This window comes from Microcoleus sp. T2B6, from assembly GCF_036700475.1.
GTDB lineage: Bacteria > Cyanobacteriota > Cyanobacteriia > Cyanobacteriales > Microcoleaceae > Microcoleus.
In genome coordinates this window covers 22,209-39,951 of the sequence record NZ_JAUBOZ010000074.1, presented here as the reverse complement: position 1 = coordinate 39,951, position 17,743 = coordinate 22,209, and the positions used below count along the sequence as shown (strand labels likewise).

General features: G+C 46.9%; 14 protein-coding genes and 1 pseudogene. 5 read left to right on the top strand and 10 right to left on the bottom strand.

The window, feature by feature from the left end:
- Positions 1-84 precede the first annotated feature (84 nt).
- Positions 85-540 (top strand): annotated as a pseudogene (locus QUA00_RS25860) (RNA-guided endonuclease InsQ/TnpB family protein); the annotation flags it as partial.
- Between the two features lie 42 nt (positions 541-582).
- Here the strand turns inward: QUA00_RS25860 and QUA00_RS25855 are convergent.
- Entirely contained in the window at positions 583-1,185 is a 603-nt protein-coding gene (locus tag QUA00_RS25855; protein WP_333142979.1) for a DUF3172 domain-containing protein, read from the bottom strand.
- Between the two features lie 287 nt (positions 1,186-1,472).
- Between QUA00_RS25855 and clpS the strand changes: the two genes are divergently transcribed.
- Entirely contained in the window at positions 1,473-1,754 is a 282-nt protein-coding gene (gene clpS, locus QUA00_RS25850) for an ATP-dependent Clp protease adapter ClpS (RefSeq protein WP_015178019.1), read from the top strand.
- Between the two features lie 231 nt (positions 1,755-1,985).
- Here the strand turns inward: clpS and QUA00_RS25845 are convergent, their stop codons facing one another.
- Together QUA00_RS25845 and QUA00_RS25840 are read right to left on the bottom strand one after the other, a co-directional pair.
- Positions 1,986-2,315, bottom strand: coding sequence for an RNA-binding protein (locus QUA00_RS25845; protein WP_333142978.1), 330 nt, complete (start codon positions 2,313-2,315; stop codon positions 1,986-1,988).
- 287 nt (positions 2,316-2,602) lie between these two features.
- Positions 2,603-3,883, bottom strand: coding sequence for a hypothetical protein (locus tag QUA00_RS25840; protein ID WP_333411647.1), 1,281 nt, complete (start codon positions 3,881-3,883; stop codon positions 2,603-2,605).
- Positions 3,884-4,291: 408 nt separating this feature from the next.
- On the opposite strand from QUA00_RS25840, the gene QUA00_RS25835 reads away from it, so the two are divergent.
- The gene (locus tag QUA00_RS25835) at positions 4,292-5,698 is read left to right on the top strand and encodes a UDP-N-acetylmuramoyl-tripeptide--D-alanyl-D-alanine ligase (RefSeq protein ID WP_333411646.1); all 1,407 of its coding nucleotides are present in this window, start codon (positions 4,292-4,294) and stop codon (positions 5,696-5,698) included.
- 98 nt (positions 5,699-5,796) lie between these two features.
- Here the strand turns inward: QUA00_RS25835 and QUA00_RS25830 are convergent, their stop codons facing one another.
- Entirely contained in the window at positions 5,797-6,231 is a 435-nt protein-coding gene (locus QUA00_RS25830) for a hypothetical protein (protein WP_333411645.1), read from the bottom strand.
- A 240-nt stretch (positions 6,232-6,471) separates the two neighbouring features.
- On the opposite strand from QUA00_RS25830, the gene QUA00_RS25825 reads away from it, so the two are divergent.
- Positions 6,472-7,569 carry an HNH endonuclease gene (locus QUA00_RS25825; RefSeq protein ID WP_333411644.1) on the top strand — a complete coding sequence of 366 codons (1,098 nt, stop codon included), beginning with the start codon at positions 6,472-6,474 and terminating at the stop codon, positions 7,567-7,569.
- A 116-nt stretch (positions 7,570-7,685) separates the two neighbouring features.
- Here QUA00_RS25825 and QUA00_RS25820 read toward each other — a convergent pair whose 3' ends face one another.
- The 6 genes from QUA00_RS25820 to rpsB all read right to left on the bottom strand — a co-directional run bounded on the left by QUA00_RS25820 (position 7,686) and on the right by rpsB (position 17,288).
- Positions 7,686-8,222: a Uma2 family endonuclease gene (locus QUA00_RS25820; protein WP_333107390.1), complete on the bottom strand. Its 537-nt coding sequence runs from the start codon at positions 8,220-8,222 to the stop codon at positions 7,686-7,688.
- A gap of 123 nt (positions 8,223-8,345) precedes the next feature.
- Positions 8,346-10,430 (bottom strand): elongation factor G, encoded by a 2,085-nt coding sequence (gene fusA, locus QUA00_RS25815; RefSeq protein ID WP_333411643.1) that lies wholly within the window; start codon positions 10,428-10,430, stop codon positions 8,346-8,348.
- Between the two features lie 1,110 nt (positions 10,431-11,540).
- Positions 11,541-14,054 (bottom strand): ATP-dependent DNA helicase RecG, encoded by a 2,514-nt coding sequence (recG, locus tag QUA00_RS25810; RefSeq protein ID WP_333411642.1) that lies wholly within the window; start codon positions 14,052-14,054, stop codon positions 11,541-11,543.
- Between the two features lie 178 nt (positions 14,055-14,232).
- The gene (locus QUA00_RS25805; protein ID WP_333411641.1) at positions 14,233-15,171 is read right to left on the bottom strand and encodes a hypothetical protein; all 939 of its coding nucleotides are present in this window, start codon (positions 15,169-15,171) and stop codon (positions 14,233-14,235) included.
- 304 nt (positions 15,172-15,475) lie between these two features.
- Complete coding sequence (gene tsf, locus QUA00_RS25800; protein WP_333107397.1) at positions 15,476-16,135, bottom strand: translation elongation factor Ts; 660 nt, start codon at positions 16,133-16,135, stop codon at positions 15,476-15,478.
- 322 nt (positions 16,136-16,457) lie between these two features.
- Entirely contained in the window at positions 16,458-17,288 is an 831-nt protein-coding gene (gene rpsB / locus QUA00_RS25795; RefSeq protein ID WP_333284424.1) for a 30S ribosomal protein S2, read from the bottom strand.
- 170 nt (positions 17,289-17,458) lie between these two features.
- On the opposite strand from rpsB, the gene QUA00_RS25790 reads away from it, so the two are divergent.
- Positions 17,459-17,608: a hypothetical protein gene (locus tag QUA00_RS25790; RefSeq protein WP_333411640.1), complete on the top strand. Its 150-nt coding sequence runs from the start codon at positions 17,459-17,461 to the stop codon at positions 17,606-17,608.
- Positions 17,609-17,743: the final 135 nt, after the last annotated feature.

Sequence of the window (17,743 nt, the reverse complement as noted above, 5' to 3'; positions counted from 1 at the left end):
GATTCAAGGCGACTGAAGTCGCAGCCGCTTTCCTCCCCATGTCTAAAGCCAGGGGCTTCTCGCTCGTTTTCTGGTGAAGAATATGCCAAGAGACTGGCACGTTGTGTAATCCAATCTAGCGATTTGGTCGCCTAGGTCGACTTGAGGATTAAGAACTTAGTCAAGAACCATTGTCTTGCCAAGTCTATTAATGATGCGGGTTGGTATCAGTTCAGGAAATGGTTAGAGTATTTCGGGGTTAAGTTTGGCAAGATAACCGTAGCGGTCAATCCTGCCTACACCTCTGAGGAATGCTCTAATTGCGGCACGTTAATCAAAAAATCCCTCTCTATGAGAACCCACACTTGCGAATGCGGCTTCGTCTTAGACCGGGATTGGAATGCTGCTATTAATATCCTGAAATTAGCCTTGAGTACGGTAGGGCATACCGGAACTTGGGTCATAGATCCGAACGCTTCGGGAGATTCGACCTCTACCTTGGTTGGAGTAATCCTGCTAGGGCAAGTTGGGTCTATGAACGAAGAATCCTCGCGCCTTTAGGCCGAGGAGTGTCAATCAACTGAAAACCGCTATATCGGCGATTTAGAAATTTTGACCTTCAGTGGTTGGAGCTATCGAACCCGGTTGGTTGAGGAACAGGTTTTTAGCGCCGTCGTTTTGGTAGATACAGTTAATTTCGGGTTGAGCTTCCAGGGGGCCGGTGAAGCCAAAGGTGTTCATGCGATTTTTGCAATCGCGCACTTGGTCTTGGCTGATGAGTTTTCTTTGTTCGAGAATTGCCCAGTTATTGGTTCGCAAAACGCATCCGGGGCGCATACTAGGCTGCGAGATGTAGACGTTGAAGGGATTGAGGGTGACGTAGAGGCGCATATCTGTCACCATCGCGCTTGCTCCAAACTGCACGCAAAGTTCTGGGTTCGGGGCGCTGCGATCGATAAATTCGCGGGATGCTACGTTCTCTGGGCTAATTGTAGCTGTGGAGCTAAAGGCAATGCCAATGCCAATTCCCAGAATAAAGACGGCTGTTAAAATTCCTAGGGTGGCCGAATTGAGGAAAGAGGGTTTACCGGACTGAGGTTGACGCCGCGACTGTCCGCCAAAGGAGCCGGGGTAGTCGGAGTCTTCATCTCCTCGGGATGGGTCGCCGCTGAATCTGTCGTTGTAGGATTTAGGTTTGCGTTTCATATAAGGTTCCGTCAGTTCTGGAGACTCAACAGGTAGTAGTTTGTTATTTTTAACCGATCGCGCCTTTCTAATATTATGGCGCTAGGAAGGTGGTTGCCCAGGGTCCAGGACACCCCCTGTGGGTTTGGTGTTGGGTTCACAGCTCGCGATCGACCAAGGGGCTGCCTTGTCTGAATTTTCAGATTTCAATAAAATAGCTGAAAGTGAGATAGTCTTGCACAGCGGAGGAATCCGGCTCAAGATTGTTGACAAATTTTAACATTTTACAAGTCAGGAGGTATAGATTAGTGTCTGTCGAAATTATTCAAAAGCCTTCCACAGTCCGCAAGCTTGCACCACGCTACCGCGTTCTGCTGCACAATGATGATTTCAATCCTATGGAGTACGTGGTGCAGACTTTGATGGCGACGGTACCGAGTCTGACTCAGCCACAGGCGGTAAATGTGATGATGGAAGCCCATACTAACGGGATGGGATTGGTGATTGTTTGCGCTCTGGAACACGCTGAGTTTTACGCTGAAACGCTCAATAATCACGGATTGAGCAGCAGCATCGAACCTGACGATTAGAACCTGACGGTACTGCAACGGGTTCGCCCAGCCGGTTTCAGATTTATACCGTCAACCCTCATACATACCAAAAAGCCAAGGGTTCGGCCCTTGGCTTTTTGGTATATTTAATGCGGTAGATATGGAAACTTGAAGAGCATAGGTTTTTCGGAAAGGCCGGAAGTGGTTCGGAGCTAGGTGAGCTCTCGCGCCAATTTCAACTCTTCAATCTCAAATCTTTATCAGAGGAAATTAATAACGTCCTCCGCCGCCGCCCCCTCCGCGAGCAAATTTTCCAGGGCCACCGCCGCCCCGGTTGCCACCGCCCCGGCCTTCATCTTCGCGGGGCTTAGCTTTGTTAACTTTGAGGTCGCGACCCATCCACTCTGCTCCGTCGAGAGCAGCAATCGCTGCATCTTCTTCTGCATCTGTGGACATTTCTACAAAACCGAAGCCGCGGGGGCGACTGGTTTCTCTGTCGGTAGGTAGATGTACCCGCTTAACAGTTCCGTATTCGGCGAAGACGGTGGTGATGTCTTCTTGGGTAACTTGGTAGGATAAGTTACCGACGTATATCGACATGAGGAATAACTCCAAAATTTAGACAGTGCGAAGATTTCAGTTTCGGAGAGTCCCCTGCCGATACAGAAGGGCAAGTTTTTAGACAATTCTGTAGCAATGAACAAAGCCTGCAACTGAATCTGATTCACACTTGGTACTTTAACATAGAATAGAGTCTTTTGAATAGGTTTCAGGAGTTAATTAAGTCGTTCTAATTAAAGGTAAAACTTTTAGGGTATTCAGAAACCTGGTTGATGGGTGTGATGTTTTGCCTGCAGTGGAAGCAAAGAAAGTTATGCCCCCCGCTCTCACCGCAGGAAAGATACATCCACCTTGCCAAAGTTGGTACTCAAAGCTAGGTTCACGTTTTCCAGGGCTTTAACTAACCACACCACGCCTTCTCGGGTACTGCATTCGTAGTGACCGAACAAAATTGCCAGTCGCTTTTCTAGGTAGGGCTTGACTTTGCCGCAAATTAGTACGATTTTCAGCAGCAAACCTGTGGTTTGGGTGGGACCGAGGTTTGAGATCAGGTCGATGAAGACAAAGTGGTTGGGCCGCACAGGACTCTCTACTACTAAAAAGTTCAATAACTGGCTGCAAGTTCTGATCATTAAAAATTCATTAAACTTCTGATCGTCGCTGTGGGGCAGGGTATTTTGTAGTTGCTTATACAATTTTTCGTTAAAGAGACGTTTGCCGAAGCGATCGTCGGTGACAGAAGAAATCAGGTATTCGTACAAGTCGTCTTTAAAGGAGTGGTAGGACTGATTTGTGCTGGCGTTCGCCGTGAAACGGCCCGCTAGCTGTCTGTAGGTATCGGCTCCCTCTACTTTTCCGACAAAGTGCTTGAGGGCAAAGAATAGTTCCGGGTCGGTCAACAGGGTCGGGTTTTTTATAGGTTGTATACTTCTTTGAAAGACAATTGAGGTTTCCCGGCGAGCTGTTTGGGCTTTTCTCACTTGGTGAGCCACGTATTGCGAGAGGTTGACCTCAAATTGCTGCTGCTTTTGAGCTTGGATTTTTTTAATGATTTTCTGCTGTTCGTAGGTGCTGTCGTCGCTGAGGAGGCAGTGTTTGTAGAGGTAAGGGTAACGGGGAATTAAGGTTCCGAGGGGAAGGGTAGCTGGGGTTTTGCTGTTGCTGCTATCTTCATTGTTGTGAGTTATGACTTTGGCTAAACGCTGGAGGGTGAGGTACTGTTCGCTTTCGGTAAATTGGTTTACTAATTGGGGGATGGAGCCTCGCCCCCGCGATCGATGGTATCCAAATAATATTTTGGGCGCTTCTTCAAACAGGGCGATCAATTCAGGGATGGCTGCTTGCTTGCTGGGGTAGGTTTGCCAGCGGTTGATCAGGATGTGGCAGCAGCGGTTGAGGATGTACTTGAATTCTTGTTCGGCGTGTTCTGAGGCTGCTATTTTTTCGAGTGCTTCGGCGACGTAGCGATCGGGATATCCGGTACCGTGGATAAACAAAGTGCGAAAGCGGCTGATGAGTTCGGCCGGCTGCTCTCGTTGTACCAACTCCAGCCAGTGCTGGTAAAGTAGCTGTTCTTCTTCGTAACTTTGTCTGTTGTAGTCGTTCACTGTGGTTAACCCTCCGAGGCTGGGGCAGTAGCTTTCAGCCCTATTAGCTTGATAAATTGGCCGATGAAGCGCAACAATTGAGTCAACCGAGCTTCTCGCCGGATGAGGCTTATGGGTAGAAGCTGTCAGCAGCTTAAGCCGATCGATATTTTTTGCTTAGTTAAACTAATTACCAACACCAGCATGACATGAATTGTTGGTAATTAGCAAGGCCTTAAATCACCATCAACTTTGTAAAGTATTGGTAAAGATTGTGGGTTGGTACGGGATCATTTCTTGGTGGGCGGACAATTTAGTATTAGGATTGTCAAGATATATCCCGGTTAGCAGCCCGCTGTTAGTTAAAATTGAGGTTGGGCAAGGTAGGATTAGCTGTGAAAATAATTATTTGAAATGTGAGTGCTGGTTATGGTTTGTCGCGTAAGTATCGCCCAACTTGCTGAAATTTTAACTGTACCTTTGCCTGCTGTGCCTGACGACGTTTTGACAGCTTTAGGGACAGGTATTGCCACAGATACGCGCACTCTTGAAGGGGGCGAGGTATTTTTGGCGCTGCGGGGAGACAATTTTGACGGCCATCAATTTGTGGCAAAAGCCAGGGATTTGGGGGCGATTGCGGCGATTGTCGATCGACATTGGCAAGAGGAATTGCCGAATTTTCCGCTGTTGCGCGTTGACGATACTTTAAAAGCTTACCAGTCGATCGCTCGCTGGTGGCGTGACCAATTCAGTATACCTATAGTTGCTGTTACTGGTTCTGTCGGTAAAACTACTGCTAAAGAGTTAATTGCAGCGGTTTTGTCAACGAGGGGAAATGTTCTTAAAACTCAATATAACTACAACAATGAAATTGGAGTACCAAAAACTCTGTTGGAGCTTTCACCCGCACACAATTATGCTGTGATTGAAATGGGTATGCGCGGCCGTGGTGAAATTGCGCTGCTGTCGCAAATTGCGCGACCTACTGTTGCGGTAATTACTAATGTAGGAACGGCACATATCGGGCGATTGGGTTCGGAAGATGCGATCGCCCAAGCTAAGTGCGAACTTTTAGCCGAAATGCCTGCTGATAGCCTTGCTATTCTAAATCACGATAATCATAGATTAATGGCAACTGCGACCGAAGTTTGGCAGGGAAAAACTTTAAGTTACGGTTTAGAAGGCGGGGATTTGTGCGGAGAATTGCTCACTAATGATACAATACTTATAGATGGTATAGAATTGCCGCTGCCGCTGCCGGGACGACACAATGCTGTAAATTATTTGGCGGCTTTGGCGGTAGGAAAAGTTTTAGGTATTGATGGGGAAGTTTTAAAGCAAGGTTTGTCTGTGCAGTTACCGGATGGACGGGCGCGCCGCTACGATTTGCCCGATGATATTATGATTCTGGATGAGACTTACAATGCGGGTTTGGAGTCGATGTTGGCGGCCCTGAGACTGTTAGCAGATACTCCTGGAAAGCGCCGGATTGCGGTGTTGGGAACGATGAAGGAATTGGGCGAAAGGGCGATCGAATTTCACCGACAAGTGGGAAGCACGGCGCGAGATTTGAATCTGGATGCTTTGTTTGTTTTTGCTGATTTTGAGGAAGCAGCGGCGATGGCTGCGGGTGCGGCGGGTTTGCCTTTTGTGGAGGTAGAAGATATTGCGAGGGAGAATTCCCGCGAAGATTTAGCAAGGCATTTAATGGAGTTTGTCACACCGGGCGATCGTATTTTATTTAAAGCTTCTCATTCAGTTGAGTTGAATCGAGTTGTGGAGAAGTTTAGGGCAGATTTTGCGGGGGGTAATAGAAAAGAAATTTTTGGGATTTGAAATTATGCGATCGCTTCTAGTCGATCGCCGCCTCAAACTCACGTTTCGATCGTTGATGCGTAGGGTAAGATGCCCATCTGCACCTAAGTCCCGAGGGCTCAATATTTTGATAGCCCTCTGGCCTCGATTTCGATATCGGGATCGATCTCAATTATTGAAATTTTGGCATTTTCAACTACTGTATTTCCCATCATTGTATTGTGCATTGCCTCAAACTTAGATTCATCTTTAGCAATTCGTTCGTAGTGCAAAATTACGTGATAACGCTTTTCAATCGGCTCTCCCGAATCCGAAATTTCCACCGCATCCCAATCTATATTTTGAGAGTCTTCGGCTTGCTGGCGGTAGCGAGATGCTAAATTTTCCAGGGCGATCGCGATCGCGTGTTCTTTCGTTTGTCCGTAAAAATTCATGGTATCATCGGGGCGATCGCTCAGAGATGACGAAATCTGACAAAGATACTGCCCGTTTGATTGAGGAAAAACGTCGATCGCAATTGTACCAGCAGTGCGATCGGGATTTATTTGAGTCATAAGCTGTTCGGCATTTAAAAGACGATAGTAAGGTGCGTCAGTCCATAAGCGTTTCCCAAGTCCTGTAACTATTCTAACTGACGCACCCTACAAGGCTCAAACTCACCACAGCACAAGTTTTAGGAACCGGGGAAGCATGACCTATTTCAGGATATGTCGAAAAAAAGCTAAAATATCGATTAGTTTTCGTTGGACTTGTCATGTCGGAGAGCAGATATGAGTTCAGTTGAGGAAACCGAAATGTCAGAAATCGTTGACTTGCCACTCATAGGGTCTGCTGAACAATATCTCTTCTCAGTCGAAGACAATCGAGAGCGTGCTGATAAGCTAAAAGAATTACTTAGCCCTAAGCTTAAAATAATCATTAAACAAGCTTGTGACCTAATTCACCAAGTTTATGGCACAGATGTACTATCAGATTATCGGATATTGACTACACCAGCTCATCGCCTTGAAGCCAAAAAAACCCAGCCCTACAAAATAGCAAGCGCTGGCTTGACTATAAAAGGAAAAGGTTGGTATTTTCAACAGAGATTCGAGTGTACTTCTTATAGTTTAGTTGTGAAATTTTTTGGATTAAGAGGGCTAGAAAGCAATCCAATTGTTCACGTTCTGAAAAACCATTTAGAAGATGTTACTAGGATTTTGAAGCATGGTAGATATATTATTTCCTCTAATAATATTGCACCGGAAAAATATGGTAAGTTAGAGTATGAGGAGTTTATTAACAGACTGCAATTAATTTATGAAGGAGGTTGGAATGGTACTTGTATTCAGAGTCCATCCCTAGTTCTTCCTATTAAAGACCTAGATGCAGCTCAGCCAGTGATTAATAACTTTGTCGAAATCTTTGCTATCTTTCGTGCTGCATCAAATGTGTTTCTTGGTAAGGAAGACCGTTTTGAGGACTACCTAAAATGTTTGAGGGATTGGCAAAATCCGCTTCAGGTTCAGGAATCTGTAACTACTACTAGATTATTTCCTGATGAAGTAGATGCAGTACAAACATTTCGTGAGGGGGCAGTACGGCAAGTTTCAGTCAAAGACTATGAACGCGAGCCTAAAGCTCGGCAAAAATGTATTGATTATTACGGTTCAAGTTGCTCTATTTGTGATTTCGATTTTGGCAGAGCTTTTGGGCAACTGGGAAAAGGTTTCATTCATGTTCATCATCTAAGACCCCTTTCAGAAATTGCAGAAGAGTATGAAATTGATCCTATAAAAGATTTGCGTCCTGTTTGCCCAAATTGTCACGCTATGATTCATCGTAGTTCACCACCATTAAGTCTTGAACAAATCAAGATGTTGTTGAAGTCTGCTCGTGATTCTACTATCTAATATGTGGGGCTTGCTGAATAAGCCGATCGCAAACCCAGACCACGCAATATGCGGTATATTCAGCAAACCCTAATTACTATCAACGGGGTTTTAAACCCAGTTTTCTAATAAAATGCCTACTGTCGGCGAATCATAGCCATCACAGCATCAACCGTAAGTTCCGGGAGAATACCTAAAACTGGTAAAATATCTGCACCCGAACAGATTATAGGTAGCTCCTCACCCTGCCATACCCAAACTTGTTGGTGAGAGATATCGATTAGCCATGCTAATTGCGTGCCGTTAATGAGGCAGTGGAGGATCTTATTCTGCAATTTTAAAGTGCTTTGATCCGGCGATAGAATTTCAATTAACCAATCCGGTGCGCCGTTAAGTGGTCCGTCTTCATCGGTAAGCCGATCGCCTGCTACAATCGCTATATCTGGTACTGGCGAGTAGGGAAGTACCAAGCAACGCAACTCTGGTATCGCTTCAAATCGATCAGTCCGATCGTTGATATAGTTAACCAAGTTGTGTTGCAGTCGCGAATGAAAAAGGGTTGGCATAGTTTTTTGAACCGCTCGTCCCAGAATAAATTCCCATGCAGGCGAGGATTCAATATCCGGTTGAGCGAGGAAGTCTGTTAGTGAAAGTGTTGCGATCGACTCAATCATATTTTTTTGTCGAACCTCACTGTACTTATTATCTAGATTAAATCCCCGACTTCGTAGAAGTTGTCGGGGATTGAATTGTTCTGTTTGACTCCAGATAGCACCTACCGGGAGTCAAAAGCACTACTACTTCGCAGCTTGACGCTCTTTTGCCGCCTTTATCACTTCTTCAGCGATGTTATTCGGACAAGGAGCATAGTGCGAGAAGGACATGGAAAACTGACCGCGCCCAGAGGTCATAGTACGCAAATCGCTAATGTAACCAAACATTTCGCTCAACGGTACATCTGCCTTGATCCGCGCTCCTGTCTGGCTTGTTTCCTGAGATTTCATCATCCCCCGGCGGCGGTTGAGGTCGCCGATCACGTCGCCCATGTAATCATCTGGAGTGAATACATCGACATTCATAATCGGTTCGAGCAACTGAGGCCCTGCTTTCGGCAGAGACTGCCGATAGGCCGCTTTGGCAGCAATTTCAAAGGCCATTGCTGACGAGTCAACGGGGTGGAAACCGCCTTCTAGAAGCGTGAATTTCAAGTCTAGGCAGGGGAATCCAGCCAAGACGCCTTTGTCGATGCAGCTTTCAAAGCCTTTTTCGACTGCTGGCCAATATTCTCTCGGCACACTACCACCTGTCACTTTTGACTCAAACTGGAAGCCGCTTCCCACCTCACCAGGCTCGATCACATAGCCAATTTTGGCAAATTGACCGGAACCACCTGATTGCTTTTTGTGGGTGTATTCGTCTTCGAGGCGCTTGGTAATCGACTCGCGGTAGGCTACCTGTGGTTCGCCGACTTCTACTTCGATGCCGTGGGTGCGCTTGAGAATGTCTACTTTGATGTCGAGGTGTAACTCGCCCATCCCCTTGAGAATCATTTCGCCGCTTTCTAGATCCGTCACCATGTGGAAGGATGGGTCTTCTTGCACCATTTTGGTGAGGGCTGCTCCCATTTTTTCTTCGCCGCCTTTTTGTTTCGGTTTGACCGAAATCGAAATAACGGGATCGGGGAATACCATCGGCTCTAGGGTGGCGGGATTTTTGGGGTCGCAGATGGTGTGTCCGGTGCGGACGTTTTTCATACCCACGATCGCCACAATGTCTCCTGCTTGCGCGGATTCAATTTCTTCGCGAGAGTTGGCGTGCATCTCCACCAAACGGCTGATCCGCTCGGTTTTGCCTGTGGCGGTGTTGAGTACGGTGTCGCCCTTGGACAACTTACCGGAGTACAGGCGCGTGAAGGTTAAAGCACCGTAGCGATCGTCCATGATCTTAAACGCCAGTGCCCGCAATGGCTTGTTGGGATCGACGATCGCAAACTCGCCGGTTTCCTCGCCATCGAGATCGACTTCTGGCTGCGGTGTGACTTCCATCGGGTTTGGCAGGTAGTCAACTACGGCATCGAGAACCAACTGCACGCCTTTGTTTTTAAACGATGAGCCGCAGTAGGTGGGGAAAAATGCCCGATCGCGAGTACCTTTGCGAATGCAGCGCTTGAGGTCGTCGAGGCTCGGCTCGTTGCCTTCGAGATACTGTTCCATCACAGTGTCGTCTTGCTCGACGGCCAGTTCGATCAACTTTTCGCGCCAAGTTTCGACATCCTCGACCATATCGGCGGGGACATCTTTAATTGTATAGTTCATGGGATCGCCGGAGTCATCCCAGATCCAGGCTTTGCGGGTCAGCAAATCGACTACGCCGCAAAACTTTTCTTCTATGCCGATCGGCAATACCATCACCATCGGTTTAGCGCCAAGGATTTTATCGACTTGCTGGACAACGCGGTAAAAATCTGCACCCGTGCGATCGAGCTTGTTGATGTAGATGACGCGAGCGACTTTGGAATCGTTAGCGTAGCGCCAGTTGGTTTCCGATTGCGGTTCAACTCCACCCGAACCGCAGAACACACCAATGCCACCATCGAGAACCTTCAAAGAACGGTAAACCTCGATCGTAAAATCGACGTGTCCCGGAGTATCAATGATGTTGAGCTGATGCTCGTTCCAGAAGCAGGTGGTAGCAGCGGATTGAATCGTAATACCGCGCTCTTGCTCCTGTTCCATGAAGTCAGTCGTCGCCGCGCCTTCGTGTACTTCACCGATTTTGTGGATTTTACCCGTCAGTTTCAGGATTCTTTCAGTTGTGGTGGTCTTGCCAGCATCTACGTGGGCGAAGATGCCGATATTTCGATAACGAGTGAGATCTTTCATAAAAAAATTCGGGAAGTGGGAAACGAGCGTGGCTTTAGCCCGCTCGTGGAAAACGGCTCGGCGGTTTCAACCGCCGTGAATCTTTCCATTACACGGGGATTGCTAAATTCTGTGTACTTCTGTGATGTACGTTCGATGGGACAATTACCATCTCGAATAAAGCAACCCGCTCACGCATAATGTTTGCTCTTTTATGAGCCTCCCTTGCGGGGTAATGTTAGCTTCGACCTGGTTATCTGGGCTTGTTAGGCTTACAACACTGTTCCAGTGACTTTAGAACTGTTTAATTGAAAGCGACAGAGCGGAAAACTAGCTTCGCATTCTCCGGTGTCGTGACCCAAATAACGGCTGCTCTTTCGAGCGGTCTGGTCAGTACAGCTTGTAAGAGAAATCTCTTACAAGCTCAACGGCTTTAGCCGTGAGTTACTGACAATTACTGTTGAGATAAAATGCGACGAACCGTCCGCCACCACCTGCAAGCACGACAAGCGAGGAATCCATGTTGCCAGCGTGCCGCCAGTACAGGCTAGATTTTCTTTTCCCTGTTTCTGGCAGCACTACCTTAATTTTGACACTTCCTCGTCATTCCTGCGAAGGATTGTTCGTTTAATAAGTGCCCCAAGCCTGACAACTGATAAAAATACCCCTGACGAAGGGAAAAATCTTCTCCGAAAATATGTTGGGTTGAGGCACTCATTGAACAAATAGGACTTACGCATGGGGCCCAGAAACCAGGTTTTTTGACAACAAGAAGACGAGTTGGGCCCCGCACACTCGGTAAAAAACCCGGTTTCTGAGAGTCGGAGTGCGTAATTCCTGACCAATTCATCTTTTTAATACCACTTAAAAAAAATAATGCAACTTTAGACAAGCTCCAAATCCCTACAAAATCCGTCATTCTCAATTCTTTAATCTACAATCTAGCATCTAAAATGGTATTAGTTTCTGGCAAGAAACCCGGTTTCTGAAATTACTGCCTGATGTGAGTCAATCGAACCTACAATAAAAGGGCGGAGGTTCTGTCATCATAAACTGGTTTTTTATACTTTTGTCGATCGCCCTTCACGATAATCTTTCCCATAAAAACCCCGTTGCTGCCTCCAAAACTATCTAAGTCAAAATAGACCCACTCATCATCCGTTGATATCTCCGTTCCAATTCATCCCGCACCACCGGCCACTGATTCAAACTTTCATCATTCTCAATTACCATTTGAGCCGCCGCCCTCGCCAACTCCAAAACCTCCTGATCCTCCACCAAACTCGCCAAAGCAAAATCCGGCAAACCCGACTGCCGAGTTCCCAAAACCTGACCAGGCCCGCGCAATCTCATGTCCATTTCTGCAATAAAAAAGCCATCTTGAGATTGTTCTAAAACCTTCATTCTCTGCATAGCTTCCGCCGTTTTGGAACCGGGCATTAACAAACAATAAGAACGGTTGCTGCCCCGACCAACTCTACCCCGCAACTGGTGCAGTTGCGACAGTCCAAAACGCTCAGAATTTTCAATCAGCATTACCGTGGCATTCGGCACGTCTACTCCCACTTCGACGACAGTAGTAGATACTAAAATATCAGTTTCTTTGTCTCGAAACTTAGTAATTGCCTCATCTTTGTCAGCACTGCTCATCCTGCCGTGGAGCAAACCCACCTTAAACTCAGGAAATACGCTTTTTTGCAGTTTCTCTTGTTCCTCAATTGCCGATCGCACGTCCAACTTTTCCGACTCCTCCACCAGCGGCAGCACCACATAAACTTGACGCCCGCTTGCCACTTCCCGCCGAATCAAATCGTAAGCTTGAATGCGTTCTTTTGCCGACAGTACAGTGGTTTGAATCGCCTGCCTACCGGGGGGGAGTTCATCAATTTGACTCACATCTAAATCCCCGTGCAGCGTCAGCGCCAGCGTCCGGGGAATGGGAGTTGCCGTCATCGTCAAAACGTGGGGAGCTTCGCCTTTTTGCTGCAATTTAGCGCGCTGTTGCACGCCGAATCTGTGCTGTTCATCAATTACCGCCAAACCCAACTTATGGAAATTCACCGTATCTTGAATCAGCGCGTGAGTTCCCACTAAAACAGGTAATTCTCCGGTTTCTAACTGGCTGTGAATTTCGCGGCGCTTGGCTACTTTTGTCGAACCAGTTAACAGTTCAACAGACAAGTGCATCAAGTTAAACCAACCTACCAATTTGCGGTAATGCTGTTCTGCTAAAACTTCTGTCGGCGCCATTAAAGCGGCTTGATAGCCGGATTGAATTGCTGCTAGCATTGCCACGACGGCCACTACGGTTTTGCCAGCACCGACATCGCCTTGCACTAATCTGTTCATCGGTTGCGATGAAGCTAAATCGTTGAGGATGTCGTTGATTACTCTTTCCTGAGCATTAGTCAACGCAAAAGGCAAGATTTCATAAAAATGTTCGATCAATTTGCCAGTAGGAAGGATGACTGCACTAGCTTGAGCTTTCCTTTGGGTTTGGCGGCGCTTTAAAAGTCCTAATTGCAGGTAGAAAAATTCGTCAAAAACTAAGCGACGGCGGGCGGCGGCCAAACAATCTCGATCGAGCGGAAAGTGAATATTAGTCACGGCATCGGCTAAACCCATTAAACCGTAACGCTCGCGCAAATCCTCCGGTAGCGATTCTGGCAACATTTTCGCCGCCGGCATTGCAGCCAAAATCGATCGCCTCACCGAACCAGCATCCACGCCCTCCGTCAGCGGATAAACTGGTATCAGGCGGCCGACTTTCATTGATTCGATCGCACCGCCGGAGTCGTCTAATACTTCTAACTCAGGATTTTCTAAAGTAATTCCATATTTGCCCTGCTTCACTAACCCGGAAGCTGCCAGCACCGCACCAGTACAATACTCGCGCTTTTTGAATTCTTGCCAACCGCGATTGCTGTAGCGAGGGCCTGCAAAAAAACGACTAATTTTTATCTCTCCGGTGCGGTCTTTTAAAATTACTTCTAATATGGTTAACTTCTTATTCTTGGGACTAGAAAAGCAATTGCAGCGCTTTACTTCTGCGATTAAAGTGACAGTTTCCCCAGCTACTAGCTCGCGAATTTGTACTTGCTTTGCATAGTCGATGTGGTTGCGGGGATAGTAGTAAAGCAAGTCATATACAGTGTATAAACCAAGTTTGACCAAGCGGTTGCCGTTGGCGGGGCCGATGCCGGTGACGCGGGTTAACTGTTGGTCAAGAGTCAGGCTTGGTGGTGCGGCTGCTGTACTCAGGGGTACTGTTCGGGGAACGGAAAGTGCTGGGGCGGTTGGTTCAGAAGCGTTAGCGTTTGCGGGTCTGATTTGTGCTACTTGTTCTTGCTGGTGGCGAGTTTCTTGTTCCCAAACTTGCTCCATTTGCCTCAAAAAACTGACCGTCATGGCGATCGAATGTTGGCGCTGTTCGATATCTTTCTGAGGGTAGATGTCAAATTCAGCGGCTAGTTGTCTGGCTCGATCGCGCGAAGAAGCCGCCACAGAACCTGCCAACTGTCTCAAACTCAGCCCCAGAAACTCGCTGAAGCGGTATTGACTGCCTTGGATGTCGTTAAATCCGCGATCGGCTTCTACTGAAAGAGCTTTTTGCAATCGCTGCCATTCGGGTTGATTATTAGTCATCAGTCATTAGTCATTAGTTATTAGTCATTAGTCATTAGTCATTGGTCATTGGTCATTAGTCATTAGTCATTGGTCATTAGTTATTAATCATAGCTCAAGAATTCCCGACAACTGACAACTGTCAACTGACAACTGACAACTGCCAACTGACAACTGACAACTGTCAACTGTCAACTGACTAATCTTCAAACCAACTCGATCGCCAAGCCGACTCAGCCTCCACCACAGCGAGTTCCCGCTGCTTTTTCTGGTAATCGCGGCCCAGCGAGTTCAACTTTACAGAGAGGTTACGAATTTGCTGGCGCCAAGCCGAGGTTGCCGCATCGGCAAACTCTATTTCCGACAGCCGCAGTTTAATCGCTGTAATGTGCAGCGCCCTACTACCAAAGGTTGCTGCCGCCAATTTGCGCGATGCTGATGAGGCATCGGTTTCAATGATTAAGTTTAATAAGTTAGGCGGCCCGGCAACACTATCGCCGGAGGATTCAGCTTGAGAAGCAGCTTCTAGAACCGGTTCTGGCAATTGACTCGGCAAGATTCCCGACTGTTGCAGCAAGCGGTTGGTGTCGCGAGAAAGCAGCTTGAGTATATGGACGATCGACTTTTCAATACTATTTTGCCAGCGTGCCAAACTTTCTGGGGAATTGGCACTTGGCAATTGATAATTTGCCAATGAAAATAGATAGTTAATCGCGGAAACTTGGTTTTTTTCCTTTTCGTCTTCTTCCTTGTCGTCTGCTTCGTCTTCCTCTTCTTCCTCTTCATCGAAGTCGTCTTCGTCTTCCTCTTCCTCTCCCTCTTCCTCTTCCTCTTCCTCTATTTCTTCCTCTGCTTGTGATTCAGTCACCAGCGATAGCAATTTTTCCTCCGACGCCACAGCCAAAGCCCTTACAGACTGCTGCATTTTTTGCCGCCCCTCGAAGGACAACTTGAGAAACGACTCCGGTACTGCTTGAGTGCAAAGGTGATAGCAAGCCAAAATTAACTGCTGCCGCACCGCTTGTCCCAACGCAGTTAAATAACCATCGTAGGTACTGCGAAACTCCATATTCAAGGCTGCTAAAGCCTCTTCGAGTCCTGCCAAATCTTGCTCTATTCTCTCTCTTGGTCGCACCATATCTCTCGTATAAAATTAAAATAGGACTTATATCATTTCCGGTAACACCGGAATGATGTTGACTGTTGACGGTTGACTGTTGACGCCGTGAACAGTGAACTCTAATTTACTATTCCGATGCTAAGGGATTTGATATTACGCAAGTTTTCCATTTTTACGCTGTCTGTAGTAGCAAGGTTTGCAGTGTCCACCCTACAAATATAGTCTGTCGATAAGTCCTATAAAAATTAAAAATTAAAAATTAAAAATGCAAAAAATGAAGTTTTCACATTTTTAATTTTTAATTCTAAATCTTAATTTGGGATTATTGAGCACCCATTTGGGCTGCCACTTCATCGGCAAAGTTAGCTTCTACCTTTTCAATGCCTTCGCCCAAGACAAAACGCACGAACCGGCGCACTTGGACATTTTCTCCAATTTGGGCGATCGTTTGTTTCACCAACTCTTCCACCGAGATATTCTGATCTTTAATAAAAGGCTGATCCATCAAAGATAACTCTTTCATGCGCTTCTCAATCCGCCCTAGAACAATCTTTTCTTTGATGTTGTCCGGCTTGTTGCCCAAGTCATCTTTGCCCATTTCAATTGCCTTTTCTCTTTCGACAACTTCGGCGGGGATATCTTCAACTTTCACGTATTCCACATTCGGGCAAGCTGCAATTTGCATCGCAATATCCCGCACCAACTTTTGGAACTCTTCGCGACGTGCCACAAAATCTGTTTCGCAGTTAACTTCCACCAGCACTCCCACGCGGCCGCCCGTGTGAATGTAGCTGCCTACTATACCTTCTGAGGCAACTCGTCCACCTTTTTTACCTGCCGAAGCCAGACCTTTTTTCCGCAGCCACTCAATGGATGTTTCCATATTGCCTTCGTTTTCAACGAGGGCTTTTTTGCAGTCCATCATGCCCGCGCCAGTTTTTTCGCGCAGTTCTTTAACAAGTTTTGCAGATATGTCCGCCATCTTCTTTAAGTTCCCAATCAAAATTAGTTATTAGTCATTAGTCATCAGTCATTAGTCATCAGTCATTAGTCACTAATTTTAATGTTAATGATTAGACCAGAGTGAAGAAATACCCAGTCGATATTAGTACCGACTTTGTAGGTGTAGCGCCAGAATTAATTCTGGCCCTGACACAATGAATGCTTTTGCCAGAACTCTACTAATGACTTAGACTCCTGCCATGTACAATTAAAAATTAAAAATATCCAACTAAAAATAATAATTATTTTTAATTTTCAATCTTTAATTTTTAATTTCCTGGTGTCAGATTCCGAGGGCAATACTAGCTCTCGGTTTCTTCGCCGTCGGCCTCAGCAGCGTCGTCGGGATCTACATAATCGGGGTCATCCAATTCTTCGATTTCGCCATCATATTCAGCGCCTTCGTAACCACCGTCGTAGTCGTAGTCTTCCTCAGAGTCGCCGCCCTGCTGACCGTGACGACCTTCGTAGATGGCATCAGCCAACTTGCCGACAATCAGCTTGATCGATCGAATAGCATCGTCATTCGCCGGAATCGCAATGTCAACCAAATCCGGGTCGCAGTTGGTATCCAACAGAGAGACGATCGGAATTCCCAACTTTTGGCATTCCAACACCGCATTATACTCGCGGCGTTGGTCTACCAGCACCACTCCGTCGGGAATCTTCCGCATAGATTTAATCCCGCCCAGATATTTCTGGAGTTTTGCCATTTCTCGGCGCAGTACCGAAGCTTCTTTTTTCGGCAACAAATCGAGGGCGCCGATTTCCTCGCGGCGCTCCAAATCCTTGAGGCGCTCCACGCGGGACTTAATCGTCGTCCAGTTTGTGAGCATTCCCCCCAGCCAGCGCTGGTTGACGTAATAAGCACCGCAGCGTTGAGCTTCTTGGGCTACAATCCCTGCAGCTTGGCGCTTCGTACCCACGAACAAAAACTTTTTGCCTTTTTCTGAGGCAACTCTCATGTACTCGTAGGCGTCTTCCATAAGCTGAGCGGTTTGCACGAGGTCGATGATGTGAACCCCGTTGCGCTCTGTAAAAATGTATGGAGACATTTTCGGGTTCCACCGACGGGTTTGGTGTCCGAAGTGAACCCCTGACTCTAACATTTGAGCCAAACTGACTACTGGCATTGTATTTTTAACTCCTAATTCGGGTTAATCCTCCACCCGGTCGTATTTCTGAAGGTTTGCGCCCTAGAAACACCCGAAAACCCGGATGTGCGAATTTAAACAACTTTTCTAGTTTATCACAGCGCGCGCTACTTTTTCTGACAATTTTATATCACTAGGTTTAAACTCAGATGTTGCACCATTATCAAGAACGGGCTCTTCGCCCCGTTCCACAAAGAATGAGTTTTCTTGTGGAACAGGCCGAAAAGCCTGTTCCTAAACAAGTAATTGAGAATGGTGCAAGATGTGAGTTTAAATGGGCGGTGGGCAACCGGAGGTGAGATAGAGTCCGGGGTGCGCCGGCTGCGGTTAAAGTTACTTGCAAGCGCTTGTAAAAAACGAAAAATCCTGGTGGGATGTTGCCAAAGCCTTTGTTCGCTTGTGAGAGAATGGCCTTGTTGGTGCGCCTCTGGTGC